Annotated in this window: 27 protein-coding genes and 1 other annotated feature; of the genes, 25 read left to right on the top strand and 2 right to left on the bottom strand. The window is 41.8% G+C overall.

Annotated features, from left to right (window positions below; genetic code table 11):
- Nucleotides 1-20: 20 nt before the first annotated feature.
- The 11 genes from NMM13_RS03870 (at nucleotide 21) to trpB (ending at nucleotide 10532) form a co-directional block, all read left to right on the top strand.
- Complete coding sequence (locus NMM13_RS03870; RefSeq protein WP_254728015.1) at nucleotides 21-974, top strand: hypothetical protein; 954 nt, start codon at nucleotides 21-23, stop codon at nucleotides 972-974.
- A gap of 99 nt (nucleotides 975-1073) precedes the next feature.
- Entirely contained in the window at nucleotides 1074-1784 is a 711-nt protein-coding gene (gene ccdA2 / locus NMM13_RS03875; RefSeq protein ID WP_254728013.1) for a thiol-disulfide oxidoreductase-associated membrane protein CcdA2, read from the top strand.
- 26 nt (nucleotides 1785-1810) lie between these two features.
- On the top strand, nucleotides 1811-2131 hold the full coding sequence (locus NMM13_RS03880) for a hypothetical protein (RefSeq protein ID WP_021152749.1): 321 nt from the start codon (nucleotides 1811-1813) through the stop codon (nucleotides 2129-2131).
- A 59-nt stretch (nucleotides 2132-2190) separates the two neighbouring features.
- Entirely contained in the window at nucleotides 2191-2751 is a 561-nt protein-coding gene (locus NMM13_RS03885; RefSeq protein ID WP_155125909.1) for a redoxin domain-containing protein, read from the top strand.
- Nucleotides 2752-2762: 11 nt separating this feature from the next.
- Nucleotides 2763-3884, top strand: a complete 1122-nt coding sequence (gene msrB / locus NMM13_RS03890; protein WP_254728011.1) for a peptide-methionine (R)-S-oxide reductase MsrB — start codon at nucleotides 2763-2765, stop codon at nucleotides 3882-3884.
- A gap of 58 nt (nucleotides 3885-3942) precedes the next feature.
- Entirely contained in the window at nucleotides 3943-4677 is a 735-nt protein-coding gene (locus NMM13_RS03895) for a response regulator (protein WP_254728009.1), read from the top strand.
- Nucleotides 4674-6386 carry a sensor histidine kinase gene (locus tag NMM13_RS03900; protein ID WP_254728007.1) on the top strand — a complete coding sequence of 571 codons (1713 nt, stop codon included), beginning with the start codon at nucleotides 4674-4676 and terminating at the stop codon, nucleotides 6384-6386. Before NMM13_RS03895 ends, NMM13_RS03900 begins: the two co-directional genes overlap by 4 nt.
- Nucleotides 6387-6734: 348 nt before the next feature.
- Nucleotides 6735-7310 (top strand): YutD-like domain-containing protein, encoded by a 576-nt coding sequence (locus tag NMM13_RS03905; RefSeq protein ID WP_003005915.1) that lies wholly within the window; start codon nucleotides 6735-6737, stop codon nucleotides 7308-7310.
- Between the two features lie 6 nt (nucleotides 7311-7316).
- Entirely contained in the window at nucleotides 7317-8405 is a 1089-nt protein-coding gene (gene rlmN / locus NMM13_RS03910; RefSeq protein ID WP_003005918.1) for a 23S rRNA (adenine(2503)-C(2))-methyltransferase RlmN, read from the top strand.
- Nucleotides 8392-8919, top strand: a complete 528-nt coding sequence (locus tag NMM13_RS03915) for a VanZ family protein (protein ID WP_150905488.1) — start codon at nucleotides 8392-8394, stop codon at nucleotides 8917-8919. Before rlmN ends, NMM13_RS03915 begins: the two co-directional genes overlap by 14 nt.
- A 59-nt stretch (nucleotides 8920-8978) precedes the next feature.
- Nucleotides 8979-9222 (top strand) — a binding site (T-box leader).
- A gap of 122 nt (nucleotides 9223-9344) precedes the next feature.
- Nucleotides 9345-10532, top strand: coding sequence for a tryptophan synthase subunit beta (gene trpB, locus NMM13_RS03920; protein WP_003017923.1), 1188 nt, complete (start codon nucleotides 9345-9347; stop codon nucleotides 10530-10532).
- Between the two features lie 7 nt (nucleotides 10533-10539).
- Here trpB and NMM13_RS03925 read toward each other — a convergent pair whose 3' ends face one another.
- Complete coding sequence (locus tag NMM13_RS03925; protein WP_049523094.1) at nucleotides 10540-11199, bottom strand: A24 family peptidase; 660 nt, start codon at nucleotides 11197-11199, stop codon at nucleotides 10540-10542.
- A gap of 87 nt (nucleotides 11200-11286) precedes the next feature.
- Here NMM13_RS03925 and NMM13_RS03930 point away from each other — a divergent pair, with 87 nt between their 5' ends.
- On the top strand, nucleotides 11287-11505 hold the full coding sequence (locus tag NMM13_RS03930) for a YqgQ family protein (protein WP_003017930.1): 219 nt from the start codon (nucleotides 11287-11289) through the stop codon (nucleotides 11503-11505).
- Complete coding sequence (locus tag NMM13_RS03935) at nucleotides 11505-11888, top strand: rhodanese-like domain-containing protein (RefSeq protein WP_070594381.1); 384 nt, start codon at nucleotides 11505-11507, stop codon at nucleotides 11886-11888. Before NMM13_RS03930 ends, NMM13_RS03935 begins: the two co-directional genes overlap by 1 nt.
- A gap of 43 nt (nucleotides 11889-11931) precedes the next feature.
- On the opposite strand, the gene NMM13_RS03940 is transcribed toward NMM13_RS03935, so the two are convergent.
- Nucleotides 11932-12657, bottom strand: coding sequence for a 16S rRNA pseudouridine(516) synthase (locus NMM13_RS03940; protein ID WP_049523096.1), 726 nt, complete (start codon nucleotides 12655-12657; stop codon nucleotides 11932-11934).
- A 178-nt stretch (nucleotides 12658-12835) separates the two neighbouring features.
- Between NMM13_RS03940 and typA the strand changes: the two genes are divergently transcribed.
- The 12 genes from typA (at nucleotide 12836) to NMM13_RS04000 (ending at nucleotide 24708) form a co-directional block, all read left to right on the top strand.
- Nucleotides 12836-14683 carry a translational GTPase TypA gene (gene typA / locus NMM13_RS03945; protein WP_003017941.1) on the top strand — a complete coding sequence of 616 codons (1848 nt, stop codon included), beginning with the start codon at nucleotides 12836-12838 and terminating at the stop codon, nucleotides 14681-14683.
- A gap of 23 nt (nucleotides 14684-14706) precedes the next feature.
- Complete coding sequence (locus NMM13_RS03950) at nucleotides 14707-14955, top strand: DUF3165 family protein (protein WP_004219693.1); 249 nt, start codon at nucleotides 14707-14709, stop codon at nucleotides 14953-14955.
- A 90-nt stretch (nucleotides 14956-15045) separates the two neighbouring features.
- Nucleotides 15046-16395: a UDP-N-acetylmuramoyl-L-alanine--D-glutamate ligase gene (gene murD / locus NMM13_RS03955; RefSeq protein ID WP_254728005.1), complete on the top strand. Its 1350-nt coding sequence runs from the start codon at nucleotides 15046-15048 to the stop codon at nucleotides 16393-16395.
- Nucleotide 16396: 1 nt separating this feature from the next.
- The gene (locus NMM13_RS03960) at nucleotides 16397-17479 is read left to right on the top strand and encodes a UDP-N-acetylglucosamine--N-acetylmuramyl-(pentapeptide) pyrophosphoryl-undecaprenol N-acetylglucosamine transferase (RefSeq protein ID WP_254728003.1); all 1083 of its coding nucleotides are present in this window, start codon (nucleotides 16397-16399) and stop codon (nucleotides 17477-17479) included.
- A complete protein-coding gene (locus NMM13_RS03965) occupies nucleotides 17463-18686 on the top strand; it encodes a cell division protein FtsQ/DivIB (protein WP_254728001.1) in 1224 nt (407 codons plus the stop codon). The genes NMM13_RS03960 and NMM13_RS03965 overlap by 17 nt, the downstream gene beginning before the upstream one ends.
- A 142-nt stretch (nucleotides 18687-18828) precedes the next feature.
- Nucleotides 18829-20217, top strand: coding sequence for a cell division protein FtsA (gene ftsA / locus NMM13_RS03970; RefSeq protein WP_003005953.1), 1389 nt, complete (start codon nucleotides 18829-18831; stop codon nucleotides 20215-20217).
- A 15-nt stretch (nucleotides 20218-20232) separates the two neighbouring features.
- Entirely contained in the window at nucleotides 20233-21498 is a 1266-nt protein-coding gene (gene ftsZ, locus NMM13_RS03975; RefSeq protein WP_003005955.1) for a cell division protein FtsZ, read from the top strand.
- Nucleotides 21499-21500: 2 nt separating this feature from the next.
- Entirely contained in the window at nucleotides 21501-22169 is a 669-nt protein-coding gene (locus NMM13_RS03980) for a YggS family pyridoxal phosphate-dependent enzyme (protein WP_049472963.1), read from the top strand.
- A gap of 9 nt (nucleotides 22170-22178) precedes the next feature.
- Entirely contained in the window at nucleotides 22179-22808 is a 630-nt protein-coding gene (locus NMM13_RS03985) for a cell division protein SepF (RefSeq protein WP_195189621.1), read from the top strand.
- A gap of 1 nt (nucleotide 22809) precedes the next feature.
- Complete coding sequence (locus NMM13_RS03990; RefSeq protein ID WP_049491323.1) at nucleotides 22810-23073, top strand: YggT family protein; 264 nt, start codon at nucleotides 22810-22812, stop codon at nucleotides 23071-23073.
- Between the two features lie 3 nt (nucleotides 23074-23076).
- Nucleotides 23077-23871 carry an RNA-binding protein gene (locus NMM13_RS03995; protein WP_049472960.1) on the top strand — a complete coding sequence of 265 codons (795 nt, stop codon included), beginning with the start codon at nucleotides 23077-23079 and terminating at the stop codon, nucleotides 23869-23871.
- 9 nt (nucleotides 23872-23880) lie between these two features.
- Entirely contained in the window at nucleotides 23881-24708 is an 828-nt protein-coding gene (locus NMM13_RS04000; protein WP_021152770.1) for a DivIVA domain-containing protein, read from the top strand.
- The last annotated feature ends 58 nt before the right edge of the window (nucleotides 24709-24766 follow it).

Raw genomic sequence — 24766 nt, forward strand, 5'->3', positions numbered from 1 at the left:
AAAAATAGGAGAAACTCATAGTGCGAAACAAAAATAAGGCTAGGTTGATCATATTCCTAATTATGCTTGTTGTTGGTAGTATAATTTTTATGAGACTCAAAAAAGCACCTGAGAAGATGTATAGAGATGATATACCATCTAAAATTAGAAAAATACAATTATTTGATAACGATAAATTTGTTTTTGTTGCCGTAAATAATTATTTGGATGGTGTTGTTTTATATGGAGAAAATTATGTTACAACTGTTTCTTCGCATACACTTTATACAGGCAATTTTGAGAAGATTCCTCCGATTGGAAATGAAGAATATTATCAAATTATTAGTTATGATATACAAAGTGATAAAGAAAAAATTATTAAATTTGACTTATATAAATTACTTGGGAAAAATAATTTGTACCGTGCACCAAATAATGCTCCTCAAACCTATTTACAAAACGGAGACGATTATCTTACACTTAATTTGGAAAAATTAAGTGATCACGAATTGACGGGTGATAATATTAGACCTATCCTATTTTTAGCTAATGGGGGAGGATATAATGATATTTCTGAAAAAGAGATGCAGAAGATCAACCAAAAGCAACAACAATATTTTAAAAACAAATATGATTGGTATAGGGGTGGGATCTCTGAACAGATCGACGCGAATCTAGCAAAGTATAATCTTTCAAGAAACGAAAATTCACTTTATCCAATGAATTATAAACCGTCTCAAATAAATGTCTCTGGTTCTAACTTTTCTAAATTATATCCAGAATTAGAAAAAAATATAAAATATCTAAATGCATTATATTTCCGTCCGAAACAATACAATGAACGCGAATGGTTTGATAAAATCATTCATTGGTTTGCGCCAGCAGGTCAAGAAGTCATGGAATTGTATGCCACAGACGAAACAAGCGGAGAGAAAACACAAATTCATTCTTATGACGAGTTTGTAGCCTGGATAAAGGCCCATCCAAAGAATTAATCATCTTCTAATCAAATTCAAGTTTTTGCTTATCAATCTCTCTATTTTTAGAGGGATTTTTTCTTTATACTGGTATCAGAAAGAAAGGGAGGTAGTGAAATGATTCAAACCAGTTTGTTTTCCATTTCAGTATTCTTAGCGGGAGTTCTATCCTTTTTCTCCCCATGTATTTTGCCACTGATGCCAGTCTATGTAGGGATTCTATTGGATTCTGAACGTGTGAAAACTGTTCGAATTTTTGGAAGAGATATTTCTTGGTATGGCTTGGTGAAGACTCTTTGTTTTATCGCAGGTCTATCAACTGTTTTCCTAATTCTAGGATACGGTGCAGGGGCTCTTGGTCAGGTGCTTTATGCTCCCTGGTTCCGTTACCTACTAGGAGGGATTGTCATCTTATTGGGAATCCATCAGATGGGCCTCATCAATCTTCAGCAACTCCAAAAACAAAAGAGTATCCAACTGAAGAAGGATGAAAAACGCAATGAATTCTTCAATGCTTTTCTGATAGGGGTCACCTTCAGTTTTGGTTGGACCCCTTGTGTCGGACCAGTTTTGAGTTCTGTTCTAGCCATTGCCGCTTCTGGAGGAGATGGTGCATTGCAAGGCGCTCTCCTGATGCTGGTATATACATTAGGCTTGGCGCTCCCCTTCTTAGTCTTGGCTCTGGCTTCTAGCTGGGTTCTACAACATTTTGCTAAACTCAAGCCCCATATGGGAACCTTGAAAAAAATTGGTGGTGCCCTCATCATCTTGATGGGCATCTTGCTGATGCTAGGAAATCTTAATAGCCTCGCATCCCTGTTTCACTAATCTTGAATGATTAAAGGAGAAAAATCATGAAAAAAATTCTTGCACTTTCTATTGCTACACTTAGCATCGTCACTTTAGCAGCTTGTTCTGGACAGAAATCAGATTCAGACATGAAAAAAACGGACGATAGTAGTATGATGAAGAAGGACGATATGAAGAAGGATGACATGAAGGATTCATCCATGTCCGATGATAAAATGAAAAAAGAAGACATGAAAGATTCATCTATGATGTCTGACAGCAGTTCTGAAATGAAGGACGATATGAAAAAGGATGAGATGAAATCCAGCGATTCAGAAATGAAAGACGAAAAGAGTGGATCATCTGATATGAAATCAGACAACTAATGAAAGAAGGGAGAGGTCATCTGAGGATGACTTTCTCCTTATTTAAAGAGGTAATAATGATGAAGAAATTAGCTTTAGTAGCTGCAGGATTCTTGTGTACTGGACTTTTGGGGGCTTGCTCGAGTCAAGGAATGGCTACTTCCAATAAGGACATGAGCCAACAAACAGCCAAAGCTGGGGCTAGGCAACCATCTGGCAAGAAAGTGAAGGAGTTTAACCTGCAAGGAGTAGACGGTAAGACCTACCGCTTATCCGATTACAAGGGAAAGAAAGTTTACCTCAAATTTTGGGCTTCCTGGTGCTCAATCTGTCTTTCAACATTAGGCGACACAAATGATTTAGCAAAGGCAGAGGAGGGTAAGGATTATGTGGTCTTATCCGTTGTAGCTCCAACCTTTAATGGTGAAAAATCGGAAGCAGATTTCAAAAACTGGTACCAGTCTTTGGATTACAAGGATTTCCCGGTCTTGCTAGATAGTAAAGGGGAACTGCTAAAAGAGTATGGGATTCGTTCATATCCATCGGCGCTCTTTATCAATAGTGATGGGACTTTAGCAAAGAGTCATATTGGCTATATGAATAAAGAGGATATCCTCAAGACCCTAGAGAACATGCAGTAAGGAGATAGACAATGGAAACAAAATGGAAAGTGTTTGCTATCCTTCTCATTGGCTTATTATCTATTGGTTTCTTTTTCTTTAGTAAGGGATCAAACGGAAGGGATCAATCAGAAACAAGCACTGAGATGATTAAAAAAGCATCGATGAGTCAGACTCCAGTAGCCAAAAAGGAAACAAAGGAAAAGGTTGATCCAAAGGATCAGCGTGAAATTTATTTGGCTGGTGGTTGCTTCTGGGGCGTAGAGGAATATTTCTCCCGTGTTCCAGGTGTGATCGATGCTGTATCAGGCTACGCTAATGGAAAGGGAGAAACGACCAAGTATGAATTGGTCCCTCAAACAGGCCATGCTGAAACAGTTCATATCACTTACAATGTCAAGCAGGTATCTCTGAAAGAATTGCTCCTGCATTATTTCCGGATTATCGACCCAACGTCGAAGAATCGACAAGGAAATGATCAAGGAACACAATACCGAACAGGTGTCTATTATGTCTCTCAAGAGGACCTTCCAACCATTAATCAAGTCTTTGAAGAAGAAGCAAAAAAATACGACAAACCGTTAGCAGTGGAAAAAGAGCCACTGACCAATTTCATCAAGGCTGAGGACTACCACCAGGATTATCTAAAGAAACATCCAAATGGGTACTGCCATATCGATGTCAATCAGGCATCTTATCCTGTTATAGATGCTAGTCGCTATTCTAAGCCAAGCGATGAGGAGATCAAAAAGAAGTTATCTCCTGAAGAGTATGCGGTGACACAAAAAAATGATACCGAACGGGCCTTCTCCAATCGTTACTGGGATCAGTTTGATGCCGGTATTTATGTAGATGTCGTGACCGGTGAGCCACTCTTCTCCTCTAAGGATAAATTTGATTCGGGTTGTGGTTGGCCAAGTTTCAGTCGGCCTATTAGTCCTGATGTGGCCATCTATAAGGAGGATAAGAGTTTCAATATGACTCGGACAGAGGTTCGGAGTCGAGTAGGAAATTCCCATCTAGGCCACGTCTTTACTGATGGACCTAAGGAAAAAGGTGGCCTTCGTTACTGCATCAATAGCTTGTCAATCAAATTCATCCCTAAAGCAGAGATGGTGGAAAAGGGCTACGGTTATTTATTGGACTATGTCTGAGACATTTGGAACTACAATTTGCTATAATAAGCGTAGCAAAAACAAGTAGGTGAAAGACATGTATTCGATCATGATTGTGGAAGATGAAGAGCTTATCCGGCAGGGCCTGACTTCCTTAGTAGACTATGAACAGTTTGGAATGGCCGTCATCAACCAGGCAGAAAATGGCCGTGAGGCCTGGGAGAAGTTTCAAGATCAACCAGCTGATATCCTTCTAACCGATATCAATATGCCACAAATGAATGGCTTGGATCTGGCCCATCTCGTTAAAGAGCAATCTCCGTCTTGTCATATCATTTTTTTGACAGGTTATGATGACTTTGAGTTTGCGAGGAAAGCCATCAAGTTAGGTGCAGACGATTATTTGCTGAAGCCTTTTTCAAAAGATGATATTGAAGAGATGTTAGCCAAGGTGAAAGGAAAGCTCGATCAAGAGCGAAAGAAGGCGCAAGTCGAAGATTTGGTCAGTCATGGTTATTCGACAGACTTGGAAGAAGCCATTCATGCTCGTTTAGCAGACTCTCAGTTAACTCTAAAGGATCTGGCCTATCAACTTGGTTTCAGTGCCTCTTATCTAAGCGTATTGATCAAGAAAAAATTGGGACTCCCCTTCCAAGACTACCTCATCCAGGAGCGAATGAAGAAGGCTCAACTCTTGCTTCTTACGACAGATCTAAAGATTTATGAGATCGCCGATCAGGTTGGTTTTGAAGATATGAACTATTTTTCTCAACGCTTTAAGCAGGTTGTTGGGGTGACGCCAAGGCAGTACAAAAAAGGAGAGCATGAATGAAACGATATCCCTTGCTGATTCAGCTGGTCCTCTACTTTTTTCTCTTCATTCTCTTACTTTTTGGTCTCATTGGTAGTCTTTACTATCAAACGAGTTCAGGGACGATTCGCCAGCTAACGGAGCGGACGACAAGAAATAGTATCGACCAAAGTAGTCAGTTTATTACGTCTTATCTAAAAAAATTAAAGCAGACCACAACGGTGCTTAGCAAGGAACAGGCTGTTCAACAATTTGCCCAAGATAAGAGTGCGGATCAAAAAACGGTTCAGCACTTGATGCGAACGATGATTGAAACGGATCCGGACTTGGTCTCTGCGGTCTTGGTGACCAAGGATGGACGTCTGGTAGCGACAGATTCCAAAATCAGCATGCAGACTTCATCAGACATGATGAATGAAAGCTGGTATCAAGAGGCGATTAAGGAAAGAGCCATGCCAGTTTTGACGCCAGCTCGAAAGGAATCCTTGACCTCGGAAAAAGAAAAATGGGTGGTTTCTATTACCCAAGAAGTAGTCGATCAGTCTGGCCAAAATCTCGGAGTAGTACGCTTGGATATTGGCTACGATAGCCTTCAAGCTTACTTGGATCACCTGCAACTAGGGAAACAAGGCTTTAGTTTTATCATTAATCAAAAGCATGAGTTTGTCTATCATCCTAAAAAAGCGGTCTATTCCTCCAGCCAAGAAATGCAGGCCATGCAGCCCTATATTGCTGTGACAGATGGCTATACAAAAGGAGGGAAGAATTTTATCTATCAGGTTCCGATTCCAGATAGCGATTGGACCTTGATTGGAGTGGCTTCACTTGAAGGACTTCAGATGCTTCAGTCGCAGCTTCTTTACTCTTTCATTGGCCTAGGATTACTAGCTTTGATCATGTGTTTAATAGGGATTGGCTTTGTTCTGCGTTTGTGGATCAAACCCTTACGAGACCTTCAAACCATCATTTTGAGGATTGGAGCAGGAGATGCTCACGTGAGGGCTGTAGCCAAAGGATCTCCAGAATTGGTGGACCTCGCTCAAGCTTTTAATGCTATGTTGGACCAAATCGATAACCTCATGCAACAGGTTAAGGAAGAGGAGCAGAATGCACGGCGGTACGAGCTGCGGGCACTTTCTGCTCAGATTAATCCGCATTTCCTCTACAATACCTTGGATACGATTGTCTGGATGGCGGAGTTTAATGATAGTCGGCGCGTGGTCAACATCACTAAGTCTCTGGCTCAATATTTTCGACTGGCTCTTAACCAAGGCCAGGAACAAATCCTGCTGAGAGATGAAATTGACCATGTCCGCCAGTATCTTTTCATTCAAAAACAACGTTATGGTGAAAAGCTCAACTATGAAATTCTAGAAGATGAACGGTTGGGCGACTATCAGCTCCCCAAATTAGTGCTTCAACCCTTAGTGGAAAATGCGATTTACCACGGTATTAAAGAGATCGATCGGCCAGGTCTCATTCGAGTGACAACTGAAGTCAGTGGAGACTATGCCTGCGTATCGATTTTTGACAATGGACGAGGGTTTGATTTATCAGAATCAACAGCCCAAACCCTTCTTCGTTTAGGAGGTGTTGGCTTGAAAAATGTGGACCAACGATTGCATCTTCAATTTGGCGAAGCCTATCATATGGAGATTGATTCTAAGGCCAATAGCTATACGAAAATCACTCTTTATTTGCCCCTTTCATCCGGCAATGAATATTCATAGAGGCTGGGACAAAAGTCCTAGCCTCTCAATTATTTTTGGATTGTCGATCAAGAAGCAGTGGTTGAGTGGGCTCTACTGCGCTGACTTCATCAGCTATTTTTGGATTGTCGATCAAGAAGCAGTGGTTGAGTGGGCTCTACTGCGCTGACTTCATCAGCTTTTACAGCCCTACTCAACTGTGAGGAGGTGGGACGACGAAATCGAATTCTAACGAATTACCGATTTCTGTCCTACTCTCTTTTTGCTCTCAAATGAATTTCAACTCTTTTCTAGTCAAATCTGACGCAAGACATCAAATTTATGATAAAATAAAGTGTTACAGTAAATAGATTTTGATGAAGGAACACTATGCGAAAAGAGATTGACCCTGAATTATATAATTACAATAAATTTCCTGGACCTGTGTTTCGTCAGGTAGGAGACCAGATCCTTTCAGAAAACCTCTCCTTTGAGCTCTTGAAAAATGAGAAGGAAGCATTTGATGCGACCGTTTTTGGTCAGCGATTTTCTGAGATTTTAACCAAGTTTGATTACATTGTTGGTGATTGGAGCAATGAGCAGTTGCGCTTGCGTGGCTTTTATAAGGAAGAGCGCGATGTTGCAACGATGGATAAACTAAGTCGCTTAGACGATTATTTGTTAGAATATTGTAGCTATGGTTGTGCTTATTTTGTCCTTGAAAATAAGGAACCTCATCGTGCTTCCTTTGATAAGAAATCACCGGTCAAAAAAGCTCAATCAGAAGAAAGAGAACCTAAAAAGCGTTCGCGCAATCGCAAACAAAAAGATCGTTTCCAAAAACGAGAACGCGACAAGGGACAGTCAACGAACAACTCGAAAAAAACAAGACCGTCTGCTGAAACGAAAAAAACAACGAAGACGAACAACAAACGTCATTTTGTGATTCGACAAAAAGAGGAGTAAGAAAGAATGAAACCATCCATTTATAGTTTAACACGCCAGGATATGATTGATTGGGCGGAAGAAAACGGCGAAAAGAAGTTCCGTGCAGCACAAATCTGGGAATGGCTCTATCGCAAACGCGTCCAGTCCTTCGAAGAAATGACCAACCTTTCTAAGGACTTGATTGCGAAGTTAAATGATCAATTCGTCGTCAACCCACTCAAGCAACGAATCGTGCAAGAGTCAGCAGATGGAACGGTTAAGTATCTTTTTGAATTGCCAGACGGCATGTTGATTGAAACCGTCTTGATGCGTCAGCACTATGGTTTATCTGTCTGTGTAACGACTCAAGTAGGATGCAATATCGGTTGTACCTTCTGTGCTTCTGGTTTGATCAAAAAACAACGCGATTTGAACAATGGGGAAATCGTGTCTCAAATCATGTTGGTTCAAAAATACTTTGACGAGCGTGGCCAAGATGAACGGGTCAGTCATATCGTTGTCATGGGGATCGGAGAACCATTTGACAACTATAACAATGTCTTGAAATTTATCCGGACGGTCAACGATGACAAGGGATTAGCGATTGGTGCTCGTCATATTACCGTGTCAACTTCTGGTTTGGCTCATAAAATTCGTGACTTTGCAAATGAAGGTGTGCAGGTCAATTTGGCAGTGTCTCTTCATGCACCAAACAATGACTTGCGCTCTAGCATCATGAAGATCAACCGGGCCTTTCCAATTGAAAAATTGTTTGCGGCGATTGAATACTATATTGAGACTACGAACCGTCGGGTGACCTTTGAGTACATCATGCTCAATGAAGTCAATGACGGGGTCGAGCAAGCTTTAGAGTTGGCAGAATTGCTCAAGAATATCAAGAAATTGTCTTATGTTAACTTGATTCCTTACAATCCTGTCAGTGAGCATGACCAATATAGCAGGAGTCCAAAAGAACGGGTCATGGCCTTCTATGATACCTTGAAAAAACAAGGTGTTAACTGTGTAGTGCGTCAAGAGCACGGTACAGATATTGATGCTGCCTGTGGTCAATTGCGTTCAAATACCATGAAACGGGACCGGGAGAAAGCGATTGTTGAACATGCGCAACCTTAAACAAGGGCTGATCGATCATACAGAACTAACCAAAAGAGGAAGAAGGCTGTTACGGAGTGGCAGCTTCTTCTATTTTATCCTCTTGTGTCTGATGTGTTTTTTGCCCCAACAGCCAGAGCCAGGTATGGAAACACCGGGTATTCAACATTTCGGTCGCATCGTCGTCCTGCTGGTTCCTCTTAATTCGGTGATGAATCTTGGTCAGATCACCAGTGCCCTCCAACTCATTAAGGTCATTCTCCAAAACATAGCCAATATCTTTTTGTTAAGCCCGCTGGTCTTTCAACTCCTCTGGCTATGGCCCTGGTTGAGGAGTCGAAAACGGGTCTTGTGCTTCGGCTTTGCGATGAGCTTGTGGATTGAATGTAGCCAAGTTCTGTTAGATCTCTTATTCAATGCCAATCGTGTCTTTGAGCTAGATGATTTGTGGACCAATACCTTAGGCGCTTATCTGGCTTATTTAGGCTTTCAGTATTGCAGAGCACGATTGCTAGCAAAAAATGGGGAAATGTAAAACCCGAACATTTTAGTGTCTTTTTGAAATTTTTGTTGACAAAGTCAGAAGCGGGAGCTATAATAACTTTAAGACATCAGAAAAGTAGAGATTTTTCTCACTTCCAGGGAGCTTGTGGTGATTGCGAACAAGCAGTGGTGAATCTTGAAATGGGCTGATGCGTTTATGATGATGAATTTGAAACAATAAAAATTCGGTGAGCACACCTTATCGTGCACCCTGTTGTTAGACAGGTCAGAGATGTAGGAGAAAAAATAGCCTCCTACAATTGAGGTGGCACCGCGGTATCGAATCGTCCTCACACAGATTTTTCTGTGTGAGGTTTTTTGTATCTCAAAGGAACCCCAGTGAGACTGCAGCTCAAAGGGTCCGCGAGAGAAAAAGATCATAAACAGGATTAAAGATATAGAAAAGAGGACACAATCATGACAGAAACAAAAGGCTATTTCGGACAATTTGGTGGATCTTTCGTACCAGAACCCATTCAAAACTTGCTCAATCAATTAGAGGAAACCTTTGAACAATATAAAAATGATCCAGAATTTATCGCAGAATACAAACATTATTTGAAAGATTACTCTGGCCGGGAAACACCGCTCTACTTTGCGGAAAGTTTGACAGAACATTTAGGTGGGGCAAAAATTTATTTGAAGCGCGAAGACTTGAATCACCTAGGTTCGCATAAATTGAATAACGTTTTGGGGCAAATCCTCTTGGCTAAACGCATGGGCAAAACGCGCGTGATTGCTGAAACAGGAGCTGGTCAACACGGTGTAGCTACAGCAGCTGCGGCAGCTAAGTTTGGCATGGCCTGTGATGTCTACATGGGGGCAGAAGATGTGGAACGCCAACGTCTCAATGTCTTCCGCATGGAAATGATGGGGGCAACCGTTCATGCGGTTGAAACCGGGACTAAGACCTTGAAAGACGCCGTTGATGCTGCGTTTGGAGCATGGATGGCAGATCTGGACGCCTTTTACGTTTTGGGTTCTGCTGTTGGCCCTCACCCTTACCCAACCATTGTGCATGAATTCCAAAAGGTGATCAGTGAAGAATCTAAACGTCAAATCTTGGAAAAAGAAGGCCGTTTGCCAGACTATGTGATTGCCTGTGTCGGTGGTGGCTCTAATGCCATTGGTGCCTTTTCTGAGTATGTCGCAGAAGAGGAAGTCGGCTTGATTGGGGTAGAAGCAGCTGGTCATGGCTTGGACACCGATCAACACGCAGCGACCATGACCAAAGGGACTATCGGTGTGGTTGATGGGATGAAGACCTATGCAGTCTTTGGCGAAGATGGAAAAGTAGCGCCAGTGTACTCGATCTCTGCTGGTTTGGACTACCCAGGGGTTGGTCCAGAGCATGCTTTCTTTAAAGATTCTGGTCGTGTCGAATATGTGGCTGCAACGGATGACGAAGCAGTAGAAGCTCTTCTTCTCCTCAGTAAGACAGAAGGAATCCTCCCAGCCATTGAAAGCTCACACGCGATTGCAGAAGCGGTCAAACGTGCTCCACAATTGGATAAAGACAAGATCATCATCATCAATGTTTCCGGACGTGGGGATAAGGATGTGGCTGCCATCGCCGATTATCTAGAAGCGAAGGCTGCAAAATAAAAAGAATTTATCTGCAAAATATCGTATAAAGCAGTAAAGCATGATAACTGAGAAAGAGACAGGGAACAAAGGGAATCCGGTCTCTTTCTTTTTTGAGAGCAAATACGAGAATGCCTAAGATGGATGCGATCTGAATGAGAATGAGGATCTTGGTAGAAGAAAAGCTTAGCGAGAAGGTGGCGAGTAAGAGGAAATCTCCTGCTCCCATTCCGATAAAGAAAAAGTGAGCTCCGATCGCAAGGAGTAAAAAGACCAGCATGAGGAGATTACTACCGGATAAAAAGAGGACCAGGGCATGGAGACAGCACCAGATGACCAAGGGGTATTCCATAAAGCGAAGGTCATAGATGGCTAAAACGGCAGCTCCCAGTAGTGTTAGAAGTTGAGGCAGAGAAAGGAAACCATTGGCGCAGGCTAAAAAGAGCAGGCCACTCCAGACCTCAAAAAGGCAGTACCAAAATGGGTAGGTCTGATGACAATAGCGGCAGCGAAAGCGATGGAGTAATTGCGAGATAATGGGGATGAGATCCCAAACGCCAAGGACGTGCTGGCAGTGATCGCAATGACTGCGAGGAGCGAGAATAGATTGGTTTGGGAAACGGTCGACAACTAGTCCCAAAAAAGAGGCGATGCAAGTACCGATGGTAAAAAAATAAAAGTTGATCATACTTATTTATTCGTAAAGCAATCGGAAAATTTCATCATTTGCTTGAAAATCTTGTAAAGCCTTTCTAAATTTGATACAATAATGAACATGAAAAACCTGTATGATGTTCAACAATTTTTAAAACGTTTTGGAATCATCATTTATGTGGGGAAGCGCCTCTATGACATCGAATTGATGAAAATTGAGCTTCAACGTCTTTATGATGCAGGCCTGATGGAGCGGCTCGATTATTTAGAAGCCGATACCGTTTTAAGAAGAGAACACAAGCAAGAATTAGAATTTTTGAAAAAGAGTGAGGTAGAGTGATGGGAAATATCATTGTTTGGTTGGCTATTTTAGGAGCATTTGGATGGATGGCGTTTAATTATTTCCGCATCCGTAAAGCTGCTAAATTTGTGGATAATGCCACTTTTGAAGAGCTCATTCGTCAAGGGCAGTTGATTGACTTGCGAGAGCCAGCTGAGTTTCATGCCAAGCATATTTTAGGAGCACGCAACATTCCTTCTACCCAGTTGAAGTTGAGTCTTGCAGCCTTGCGTAAAGATAAACCAATTTTGCTCTATGAAAATAGCCGTAGTTCGCGTGTAACCAATGCGGCTCTCTATCTTAAGAAACAGGGCTATACAGACATTTATGTCTTGTCTTATGGTCTCGATTCTTGGAATGGGAAAGTGAAAAAAGACGCTTAATAAAAAGAGCTCTAACTGCACAAAGTGTGTGGTTAGAGCTTTTTTATCTCGTTTTTTCAAGGTAGTCTTTGACCCGTGTGAGCTCCACCTCATTCAAAGGTCGGCTTTCTCCAGGGGCTAACTGAGGATCCAAGGTGAAGGGACCAAAAGACAAGCGTTTTAAGGTCATTACTTTGACCCCAATGGCCAAAAACATCTTTTTCACTTGGTGGTATTTTCCTTCTGAGATTCGGACCTGGGCCTTGCTGTAGCTGGGGGTACTTTCTAGAATGGTCAAGGAAGCAGGCTTGCAGATAGGGCCGTCCGTGAATGAAATCCCATTCTGAAATTGTTCGATGTGGGCTGCATAGAGCGGACCATTGACTTCTACCTCATAGACTTTCTCCACATGGTATTGAGGATGGAGCAGTTGAAAGCCTAAGGGACCATTATCTGTGAGGAGGAGCAGACCACTCGTATCGCGATCGAGGCGACCAAGAGGGTAGAGGTCTGGGTACTCTTGCTGGGGGTCCACTAGATCGATCACCGTTGGATGGTGGGCGTCTCTTTTGGCGGTCACGGCCCCGATTGGTTTATGGAGCATGTAGTAGTGGTGACGCGGTTCTTGAATGATCTGATCCCCTATTTGGATTTGTTGGAGTCCAGGGTCGATGTTTTGGGATAGCTTTTGAGCTGGTAGGTGATCGACCAAGATTTGCCTTCGGGCCAAAAGTTGTTTGATGTCTTTACGAGCGTACTGATGGTCTGCCATCAATTGATCTAATCTCATGGGAGCCTCTTTTTCTGAAATTCTTATCATCAGTGTATCATGAAAAGAAAAGGAAATCGAGTCAGAGAAAAGAAATGAATATGAAAACATTTACAACTAGCTGAACTGTGTTTTTTAGATAGGACTGTGGTATAATTGTTCAGTTAGAAATATTATTTAAAATTTTATAGAGGAAATCATGACAAAATTAAGAGAAGATATTCGTAACGTTGCGATCATTGCCCACGTTGACCATGGTAAAACAACCTTGGTAGACGAATTGTTGAAACAATCGCACACCTTGGATGAACGTAAAGAATTGCAAGAACGTGCAATGGACTCAAACGATCTTGAAAAAGAACGTGGGATCACGATCCTTGCTAAAAATACAGCCGTTGCTTATAACGGAACTCGAATCAATATCATGGACACACCAGGACACGCGGACTTCGGTGGAGAAGTGGAACGGATCATGAAAATGGTCGATGGGGTTGTATTGGTCGTTGATGCCTACGAAGGAACCATGCCTCAGACTCGTTTCGTATTGAAAAAAGCCTTGGAACAAGATCTTGTTCCGATCGTTGTAGTCAACAAAATCGATAAACCATCTGCTCGTCCAGAAGAAGTTGTAGATGAAGTTCTTGAACTCTTCATCGAATTGGGTGCGGATGATGACCAATTGGAATTCCCAGTTGTTTATGCTTCAGCGATCAACGGAACATCTTCACTTTCAGACGATCCAGCTGATCAAGAGCACACAATGGCGCCGATCTTTGATACCATCATTGATCACATCCCAGCTCCAGTTGATAACTCAGATGAACCTCTTCAATTCCAAGTATCCCTGCTTGATTATAACGACTTCGTTGGACGTATCGGTATCGGACGTGTCTTCCGTGGTACTGTAAAAGTTGGGGACCAAGTAACCCTTTCTAAATTGGATGGAACGACTAAGAACTTCCGTGTTACCAAACTCTTTGGTTTCTTTGGTTTGGAACGTCGTGAAATTCAAGAAGCCAAAGCTGGAGACTTGATCGCTATTTCTGGTATGGAAGATATCTTCGTTGGAGAAACCATCACACCGACAGACGCAGTTGAAGCTCTTCCAATCCTTCACATCGATGAACCGACGCTTCAAATGACCTTCTTGGTCAACAACTCACCATTTGCTGGTCGCGAAGGAAAATGGGTGACCTCTCGTAAAGTTGAAGAACGCTTGCAAGCGGAATTGCAAACAGACGTCTCTCTTCGTGTTGACCCAACTGATTCACCTGATAAATGGACAGTTTCAGGACGTGGGGAATTGCACTTGTCTATCTTGATTGAAACCATGCGTCGTGAAGGATACGAATTGCAAGTATCTCGTCCAGAAGTTATTATCAAGGAAATTGATGGTGTCAAATGTGAACCATTTGAGCGCGTGCAAATCGACACACCAGAAGAATACCAAGGATCTGTTATCCAAAGCCTTTCTGAACGTAAAGGTGAAATGTTGGATATGATCTCAACTGGTAACGGTCAAACTCGTTTGGTCTTCCTTGTTCCAGCGCGTGGTTTGATTGGATACTCAACAGAGTTCTTGTCAATGACACGTGGTTACGGAATCATGAACCACACCTTTGATCAATACTTGCCAGTGATTCCAGGAGAAATCGGTGGACGTCACCGTGGTGCGCTTGTTTCAATCGATAACGGAAAAGCAACCACTTACTCTATCATGTCTATCGAAGAACGTGGTACGATCTTTGTCAATCCAGGTACAGAAGTTTACGAAGGAATGATCATCGGGGAAAACTCTCGTGAGAACGACTTGACCGTAAACATTACGAAAGCAAAACAAATGACCAACGTTCGTTCAGCTACTAAGGACCAAACAGCGGTTATCAAGACTCCTCGTATCTTGACCTTGGAAGAATCTCTTGAGTTCTTGAACGACGATGAGTACATGGAAGTAACACCGGAATCTATCCGCTTGCGGAAACAAATCTTGAACAAAGCAGAACGCGAAAAAGCAAATAAAAAGAAAAAATCAGCAGCTGCTGAATAATACGGAAAGAAAGGAGAAACAAAATGGTCTATTTTATCTTAGGGATTTTGATTCTCCTTTTTTACCTTTTTATGACCCCAAAAAGTATTCGTGGTACCTTGAACAGTGTCACAATGGTGGTCTTGATCGTCTCCATTATCGTACTGACTTGTCTCGCCATTTTTCAGATATTCCAACTACCGTCTGAGTTTTTTGTCGGTGCCTTTCTCGCCTTTGTTGGCTACCTGGCTTTGGTGGATATTTCCAAAATGACGACCAAACAGAAAAAATAAATGCTGACGTGATTTTTAAAGCCCTTTGGGCTTTTTAATTTTGTTAAAAAAAGGTAAAATAGAGAGTGATAAAAATGGAGCGAAGAAATCATGAAATTTGTGAAACAATTTGAAAATAAAAAGGTTCTTGTATTAGGTTTGGCAAAGTCAGGCGAGTCAGCTGCTCGTTTGTTGGATCGCTTAGGAGCGATTGTGACCGTCAATGATGGCAAACCTTTTGAAGAAAATCCAGCAGCACAAAGTTTACTGGAAGAAGGGATTAAAGTTGTGACAGGAGGTCACCCTCTGGAATTGTTGGATGAAGACTTTGCAGTCATGGTCAAAAATCCAGGAATCCCTTATTCTAACCCAATGGTTGAAAAAGCGCTTGAAAAGGGTATTCCAGTCCTCACTGAAGTGGAATTGGCCTATCTGATTTCGGATGCGCCAATTATTGGGATTACAGGATCAAACGGAAAAACGACGACAACAACCATGATCGGAGAAGTCTTGACGGCTGCCGGCCAAGGTGGTCTATTGTCTGGGAATATCGGTTTTCCAGCTAGTCAAGTTGCACAAACAGCAACAGAAAAGGATGTTCTGGTCATGGAATTGTCTTCTTTCCAATTGATGGGAATTGAAGCCTTCCATCCAGAGATTGCAGTGATTACCAACCTCATGCCAACCCATATCGACTATCATGGTTCTTTTGAAAATTATGTAGCTGCCAAATGGAATCTTCAAAAGAATATGACAGAAAAAGATGTCATTGTCTTAAACTTCAATCAAGATTTGGCCAAGGAACTCGCTACAAAAACCAAGGCAAGAGTCCTTCCATTTTCAACGGTCGAAAAGGTGGATGGGGCTTATTTGGAAGATGGACTTCTCAAGTTTAAGGGAGAAGTTGTTATGCGAGCAGATGAACTGGGTGTTCCAGGTAGCCACAATGTAGAGAATGCCTTGGCAACGATTGCAGTTGCAAAAGTCCGTGGTGTGGAGAATGAGGTCATTAAAGAAACCTTGTCGGCCTTTGGGGGTGTGAAACACCGCCTTCAATATGTGGTTGAGATTCAAGGTGTCAAATTCTATAATGATAGTAAATCGACTAATATTCTAGCAACACAAAAAGCTCTTTCTGGTTTTGATAACAGCAAGGTGATCTTGATTGCAGGGGGTCTCGATCGTGGCAATGAATTTGATGAATTGGTGCCTCACATTACTGGCTTAAAGGAAATGGTGATTCTAGGGGAATCAGCTCCTCGAGTGAAACGCGCAGCCGATAAAGCAGGCGTCCCTTATGTCGATGCGGCAGATGTAGCGGATGCGACAAAGAAAGCCTTCGATTTGGCTAGCACCGGAGATGTTGTGCTACTAAGTCCTGCCAATGCCAGCTGGGATATGTATCCGAATTTTGAAGTGCGTGGGGATGAATTCCTTGCTACAGTAAAAGGGTTGAAATAAAATGAAAAAAATAATGTTTACTGGTGGGGGAACCGTGGGACATGTGACCCTTAATCTCCTCTTGATTCCAAAATTTATCGAAGATGGATGGGAAGTCCATTATATTGGGGACAAAAAAGGAATCGAATACCAAGAGATCAAAAAGTCTGGCTTAGAGGTACGATTCCATTCGATTGCAACAGGGAAATTGCGTCGCTATTTCTCTTTCCAAAATATGATGGATGTGTTCAAGGTGGCTTGGGGAACGCTCCAATCCATAGCGATTCTGCTCCGTGTGCGTCCACAAGTTCTCTTCTCAAAAGGGGGATTTGTCTCGGTGCCACCAGTGATCGCGGCTCGTCTCACTCGTGTTCCTGTCTATATCCATGAGTCCGATCTCTCGATGGGATTGGCCAATAAAATTGCTTATAAATTTGCTACCAAGATGTACACGACTTTTGAGCAAGCACATGGTTTGACAAAGAGTGAGCATATCGGTGCGGTAACCAAGGTCACAGATCATATTCCGACAACTTCTGAAGAATTAGAAGAAAAAACAAAAGGTTTCCGAAAAGACTTGCCGACCCTTCTCTTTGTCGGAGGATCAGCCGGTGCGCGTGTCTTTAATGAATTTGTAACAGAGCATCAAGCAGAGCTCTTGCAGCACTACAATATCATCAATTTGACGGGCGATTCAACATTGAATCAGGCTGAGGGTGGCTTGTATCGAGTGGATTATGTAACCGATCAGTATTTGCCCATGCTCCAGAAGGCTGATTTAGTGGTAACTAGGGGTGGAGCCAATACCTTATTTGAAATCTTGGCTATGAACAAACTCCATTTGATTGTACCACTTGGAAAAGAAGCCAGTCGTGGCGATCAGATTGAAAATGCCCAATATTTTGTGGATAAAGGTTATGCAGAGCAATTGCAGGAAGATCAATTGACCCTCGAAACCTTTAATGAAACCATTCAAGAAATGTTGAAGCAAAGCCAAGTCTACCACCAAGCAATGGAAAAATCGACAGAACTCCTTTCACTAGACGATTTTTATAGCCTGCTTCAAAAAGATATCAGTAAGGGAAAAAATGACGGACGACAATAAAAAAACGCCAACGGATGACAAAATTACAGAATTGTCAGCCTGGCAAAAAAGAAACAAAGAATATTTAGAAAAAAAAGCGCTTGAAAAAGCGGAAGAAGCTGAAACAGAGGAAACTGAAAGCGAAGAAACAAAAGAAGACGAAGACCTTTCAGAAAAAGAAACAGCTTCCGTCTCAGAGGAAGAATCTGACGAACGAAAAGAGTCTGAAGAGGAAGATGAATCTGAGACCGAAGAGGATCCAGAAGTAGATGGAGAAAGTTTAGAAGGAGAAGAGGATGATCCGGCTGTAGAGGAGCTAGATCCTTCAGAGAAGCAAGAGAAAAAGCCTTCATTTTTTAAAGGCTTAAAGATGAAAAAGCCAAAGAAGGAACCGACGGTGGCAAAACGCCATATCTATCGTGCCCTTCCGGTAATCGGAATCAGCTCGATTGTCGCCCTTCTCTCAATCTATTTTTTAAGTCCCTTGTCCACACAGAAAGTGATTGAATTTTCAGGGAACAAAGCGGTTGATCAGCAACTCTTGTATGAAAAAAGTCGCATCAAAGAAGAAGATTATACTCTGACGACCTTCCTTCATAAATCGGTCTATGAACAAAATATGAAAACGGCTAGTCCGTGGATCAAAGAAGTGCACATGCATTATCAATTCCCAGTGACCTTTAAAGTCAATGTCGTGGAACACAAAGTAGTTGCTTATTATGTGACCGGAGAAGACCACTATCCAGTATTGGAAAATGGAGAAGTCGTTGAGACAGTAACTCCAGCTTCGGAATTGCCGTCCTCCTATATTAGTTTAAAATTCTCAGATCGAGAATTGGTTAGACAATTTGTCCAAGAAATGAAGTCTATATCTTCTTCCATTACGGATAAAATTGTTTCGGTAGATCTGACACCAAGTAAGGTCACCAAGGATCTGGTGACCATCACCATGAAAAACGATAATAAAATCTTGGTGCCTGTTTCCCAAATTACCCGCAAGCTTCCTTATTATAAAGCCATTAGTAAGCAATTAGACGATGATTCGACTATCGATATGGAGGCTGGAGTTTTCAGCTATAGTGAACAATCCATCGCAGATGCCAAAGAGCAAGCTGAGAAAGAAAAGGCTGAAAGTACAGAAAATCAGAATGAACATTCTGAGGAAGCAAGCCAAGAACAGAATCAAGAACAGAATCCAGAAGGGGAGAATTCTTCTGGGAATGAGTAAAGCCCATAAATTATCTCAAATAATTGAAGAAAAAATGTCCATTTTAGGCTTCTTTGTGATATAATGAAGTTTGGATAGTTCCAACTAAAAGGGCTATAAATAGATGTAAAGTGAAAACAAATAAAGAGAGAGGACTGGTGTAATGGCTAGAGACGGCTTTTTTACAGGTTTAGATATCGGTACTAGTTCAATAAAAGTATTGGTGGCAGAACATGTCAATGGAGAAATGAATGTAATTGGAGTCAGCAATGCAAAAAGTGCTGGCGTCAAAGATGGAATTATAGTAGATATCGAAGCTGCTTCAAATGCAATTAAAAATGCAATCAGCCAAGCTGAAGAAAAAGCAGGGATTTCAATCAATCTAGTCAATGTTGGGTTGCCTGCAAACTTACTACAAATCGAAGCAACTCAAGGAATGATTCCAGTCACAAGTGATTCGAAAGAAATCACAGATGCAGATGTTGAAAATGTTGTCAAATCTGCACTCACAAAAAGTATGACACCGGATCGTGAAGTAATCACCTTCATTCCTGAGGAATTCACAGTTGATGGTTTCCAAGGGATCCGCGATCCACGCGGAATGATGGGGATCCGACTTGAAATGCGTGGCCTTCTTTATACAGGACCTCGTACAATCTTGCACAATTTGCGTAAAACCGTTGAACGTGCAGGCTTACAAGTTGAAAACATCATCATTTCACCGCTTGCGATGATCAAAACAGTCTTGAATGAAGGCGAACGTGAATTCGGAGCAACGGTGATCGATATGGGTGGTGGCCAAACAACGGTGGCATCTGTTCGTAGCCAAGAACTTCAATTTACAAATATCTACCAAGAAGGTGGCGATTATGTTACCAAAGATATTTCTAAAGTATTGAAAACTTCTCAAAAATTGGCAGAAGGCTTGAAGTTCAACTATGGTGAGGCCTATGTGCCATCTGCTGGAAACGAAGTCTTCCATGTAGAAGTCATCGGTGAAGTAGAGCCAGTTGAAGTGACTGAGAAGTACTTAGCTGAAATCATTTCAGCACGTATTAAACACATCTTTGAGCAAATCAAACAAGACCTTGAGAGAAGACATTTGTTGGATCTTCCTGGTGGTATTGTGATTATCGGTGGAGGTGCGATCCTTCCTGGTGTTGAAGAATTGGCTCAAGAAGTCTTTGGTGTAAATGTGAAATTGTTTGTTCCAAATCAAATTGGAATTCGCAATCCAGCTTTTGCCCATGTAATTAGCTTGTCTGAATATGCAGGCAATTTGACAGATGTGGATATTATTGCTCAAGCTGCGGTTCATGGAGACGAAGTCTTGCGTCAACAACCGATTCAATTTGATCGTCCAGTTCAACCACAAGTACAACCACAACCTGCTGCTCCAGCACAACCGGTAGTACCTGCATACAATGCTGAGAAGATTGAATCTCCAGTGGATGCTCAAGAAATTCCAGCAGCAAGCAATGATAGCAAACAAGAACCAAAAACTACATTCACAGACCGAATGAAAAATTTGATCGGTAATATGTTTGATTAAGGAGTGTAAGTATTTATGACATTTTCATTTGACACAGCAGCGGCACAAGGTGCAGTAATTAAAGTAATCGGTGTCGGTGGCGGTGGCGGTAACGCCATCAATCGTATGATTGACGAAGGCGTTGCCGGTGTAGAATTCATCGCAGCTAATACAGATGTTCAAGCACTTTCAAGTGCAAAAGCTGAAACAGTTATCCAATTGGGTCCAAAATTGACTCGTGGATTGGGTGCTGGAGGTCAACCTGAAGTTGGTCGTAAGGCAGCTGAAGAAAGCGAAGAAGTGTTAACAGAGGCTTTGCAAGGTGCAGACATGGTCTTCATCACTGCAGGGATGGGTGGAGGATCTGGTACAGGTGCTGCACCAGTCATCGCTCGTATTGCCAAGGCTGTAGGTGCTTTGACAGTAGCCGTTGTCACTCGCCCATTCGGGTTTGAAGGTTCAAAACGTGGCAACTTCGCTATTGAAGGGATCAACGAACTTCGCGAACATGTAGATACATTGTTGATTATTTCTAATAACAACTTGCTTGAAATTGTAGACAAGAAGACACCGCTTCTTGAAGCTTTGAGTGAAGCAGATAACGTTCTTCGTCAAGGTGTTCAAGGGATCACTGACTTGATCACAAGTCCTGGATTGATCAACCTTGACTTTGCAGACGTGAAGACTGTTATGGAAAACAAAGGAAATGCCCTCATGGGTATTGGTGTTGGTAGCGGTGAAGAACGCGTTATCGAAGCGGCTCGTAAAGCTATTTACTCTCCACTTCTTGAAACTACAATTGATGGTGCAGAAGACGTGATCGTCAACGTAACAGGTGGTTTGGATATGACATTGATCGAAGCAGAAGAAGCTTCAGAAATTGTGAACCAAGCTGCAGGTCACGGAGTGAACATCTGGTTGGGTACATCTATTGATGAATCTCTTAAAGATGAAATCCGCGTGACGGTTGTTGCAACTGGTGTCCGTCAAGACAAGGTAGAACGCGTTAGTGGCATTGCTTCCTCACAACGTCCTTATAAAACAGGACCACGTGAACAACGCCCACAAGCTGCACCATTTGACCGTGAATTTGATTTGAAACAAGATGTTGAATTGCCAACAACTCCAAGTCGTCCAGCGGTAGAACCAAACCGTGGCTCAGCCTTTGGTGATTGGGATATTCGTCGTGAGAATATCGTTCGCCAAACTGAACCAACATCAACACATCAAGTTGATCGTTACGTAGATTCATCTTCAGATGATGATGAATTGGAAACACCACCATTCTTCCGGAATCGTTAATCATGAATCTGGGAGAGAATGCTGATCTTGTTCGGCAACAAGTAGAAACAGCAAGAAACAAAGCTAACCGTCGAGATCAAGTTAATGTGATAGCTGTCACCAAGTATGTGGATGTTGCCACAACAGAAGCACTGGTGAAAACAGGTATCCAACATATCGGTGAAAATCGTGTCGATAAATTCCTAGAAAAGTATCAAGCTCTAAAAGAGTATGACCTCACTTGGCACTTGATTGGGAGCCTCCAACGGCGGAAAGTAAAAGACGTGATCAATCTCGTCGATTACTTTCATGCCTTGGATTCGGTGAAGCTGGCTCAAGAAATTCAAAAGCGAGCAGAACACCCAATCAAGTGTTTCCTCCAAGTGAACATTTCTGGTGAAGAAAGTAAGCATGGTTTTGCACCCGATGAACTGGATGATGTTTTAGCGGAAATCGCACAGCTGGACAAAATTGAAATTGTTGGTTTAATGACGATGGCTCCTTTTGAGGCTAGTCAAGAAGAGTTGCAGGATATTTTTTCAAAAACTCACCAACTTCAGAAACAACTAGAAAAGAAACAATTAAAAAATATGCCTTTTTCAGAACTAAGTATGGGTATGAGTCGTGACTTTGAAGTAGCCATTGCGAACGGAGCGACTTATGTAAGAATTGGGACATCATTTTTTAAATAGGAAAGAACTATGTCATTAAAAGATAAATTTAACAACTTTATTGACTACTTCACAGAAGACGGTGAAGAAGTAGAAGTTCGCGAGGCAAAAGCAGCTGGGGCGGAAACACAACCAGTTCCACAGCCACAGCCGACTCCTCAAGTGACTTCTCCACGTCCACAGATTAGTCAAAGAGAACCAGTAAAACCAAAACCGACTCCTGTCGCCCCTGTTACGACTCCAGTGTCTACAGCGGCTGTGAAGGAACCTGTTTCAACAACGAAAAGTTCATCTGAAAATATTACGCGCTTGCATGAACGTCAACGTGAATTGGCTGCTAAGCGTGCGAATACAGATGAAAAGATTACCATCGATGTACGCTATCCCCGCAAATACGAGGAAGCGACTGAAATTGTTGATCTATTACTATCTAATGAGAGTATCTTGATTGACTTCCAATATATGACAGAAGTACAAGCACGTCGTTGTTTAGATTATTTGGATGGAGCTCGTTATGTTTTAGCGGGAAATCTTCGTCGTGTGGCAAGTACCATGTACTTGTTGACTCCGATTAATGTAGTTGTTAACGTTGAAGATATTCGCCTTCCAAATGATGTGGAAGTAACAGAATTTGACTACGATATGAAACGTAATCGTTAAAATGATTATTTTTCAATATCTATCAAATATCATTCAAATCTATTCCATCATTCTAGTCATCTATGCCTTGCTTGCTTGGTTCCCTGGGGCGCCTCAGAGTACTCTCGGACAAATGGTTCACCGCCTAGTTGAACCATTTTTGAGCCTTTTTAGAAAGTTACCCTTGCAGGTGGGAGGTTTAGATTTCACAGTTTGGATAGCACTTTTGGTTTTGAACCTGATGAATCAGTTATTAGCCCGCTTGTTCCTACTTTTGATTGGATAGAATATGATGGGACAGAAAGAGATTTACCAACATTTCAATCGCGAAGATCACGAATTTATTGATCGTTGTATTGAATTGTCTGAAAGAGTGGTGGAACGCTATTCTGTTGAGGTGACGGGCTTTTTAAACCCTCATCAGGTCACTATTTTACGAAATGTCGCGGCAAGCTACCAATTACAGGTCTTTGTTTCTAGTGATGAGCAGAAAATGGAGTATGCCAAGGTTATTGTTGCTCCGGATTATTACCAATTAGATCCAAGTGACTTTGATCTGGCCTTATTGGAAATGGTCTATGCTTCAAAATTTCATCACTTGACCCATTCCCAGGTACTGGGGACCATTGTTCACCAATTAGGTGTGGAGCGCAAGTCCTTTGGAGATATTCTAACGAGTGATGGAAAGATCCAAGTATTTGTTGAACAGCGTTTTGTTCACTATTTTATGGATCACATCCAGAAAATTTCTCGGGTACCTGTTAAGCTGAGGGAAGTTCCTCTCTCTGAACAAATGATCGTAGAGGAAGAAAGCCAGCAGCGAGATATTCTCGTGTCGAGTTATCGGTTAGATAAGGTGATTGCTGGGACCTTCAAGCTTTCGCGCTCACAAGCTAGTCAGTTGATTAGTTCTGGTTTAGTGAAAGTTAACTATGCGACTAATTCCAATGTTAGCTATGCTGTAGGTTTGAATGATTTAGTCAGTGTTCGACGCTTTGGGCGTCTTAAAATTGTTTCTGAAAATGGTATTTCAAAGAGTGGAAAATATAAAGTAACTGTTGAAGTACTCTTAAGTAAAAAATGAGGAGGAGTTATGGCTCTTACTGCTTTAGAAATTAAAGATAAAACTTTTGGCGTTAAATTTAGAGGATATGATGCGAACGAAGTAGAAGAATTTCTAGATATCGTTGTTCGCGATTATGAAGATCTTGTTCGTTTAAATCATGATCAAGAAGCAAAAATTCAAGCTCTTGAAGAACGATTAAACTATTTTGATGAAATGAAAGATTCATTGAGTCAATCTGTTTTGATTGCACAAGATACTGCTGAACGTGTCAAACAAGCAGCTAACGAACGTTCTGAAAATATTGTTCGTCAAGCTGAACAAGATGCACAACATTTAGTAGATGAAGCAAAACAAAAAGCAAATGAAATCCTTCGTCATGCAACGGATAATGCCAAGAAGGTTGCCGTTGAAACAGAGGAATTGAAGAACAAGACACGCGTCTTCCATCAACGTTTGAAATCAACCATCGAAAGCCAATTGAGCATTATCGATACACCTGAATGGGATGAAATTCTTCGTCCAACAGCTATGTACATTCAAACAAGTGATGAAGCTTTCCGTGAAATTGTGGAGAAAGCTTTGGGTGAATCTGTTCACCATCATCATGCAGAAGATGATAACATTGATTTGACTCGTCAATTCTCTCCAGCTGAAATCGAAGAATTGCAAAAACGCATCGAAGCTGCTAATTTAGAATTGGGTGCAACACAAGCGTTTGAAGGTTTGAATGAAAAAGTTCAATCCGCTTTAGAAGAAGCAGAGCACGCTCGTCATGAAAATGAGGAAGTCGTTGAGGTTGAAGAAACTGTTCAACCAGAAGATGATGCAAATCGTGAATCTGTCAATATTTTATAATTTTGTAAAAACAGGTCCATTAATGATAGGTCTAGCGAGCAGATGATGGTGGAAGATC

The organism is Streptococcus sp. CF8_St5-11, from assembly GCF_024295625.1.
Lineage (GTDB): Bacteria > Bacillota > Bacilli > Lactobacillales > Streptococcaceae > Streptococcus.